Source organism: Neisseria sp. P0021.S007 (genome assembly GCF_051956855.1).
This window is the reverse complement of sequence record NZ_JBQCXA010001693.1, coordinates 1-446: the sequence shown is the minus strand read 5'-3', so window position 1 is coordinate 446 and position 446 is coordinate 1. Positions and strand designations below refer to the sequence as shown.

Genomic DNA, 446 nt, shown 5'->3' with positions numbered 1-446 from the left:
GAGCTTAGCGTCGCCACGGAAACTGTCGTCCTGAAGATATTCGACTTTTGTATCAATCTGAATGTTTTCATCAGAGCCAACGCAATGCCATGTACCGACAATTGGAGAAGCCAGAACAGTTGTTGCGGATAAAAGCACCGGCAGAATAAAGAGTTTCATCTATTTCCTTTTTTTAAAGAGGCCGTCTGAAAAAACACTTTTCAGACGGCCTTGTCTATTCAATCAAAATCAGTCTTTCAACTTCGCCAACTGAGTTTGAACTTTCGCAATTTTGTCTTCCAACTCCGCCAAATCGGCTTTGTCTTTTTCCACCAGATGCACGGGGGCTTTTTCGGTGTAGACGGGTTTGGAGAGTTTGGCATTGAGTTTGTACAAGGCTTTTTGCAGCTTCTAGGCTTCTTTGCTCAAACGGGCGGTTTCGGCGGCTTTATCGCTTTCGACTTTCA

The 446-nt window shown here is 44.4% G+C and carries 1 pseudogene; it reads right to left on the bottom strand.

Annotated elements, in window-relative coordinates:
• Window positions 1-228: 228 nt before the first annotated feature.
• Window positions 229-446: pseudogene (locus tag ACTHUR_RS20955) on the bottom strand (hypothetical protein); the annotation flags it as partial.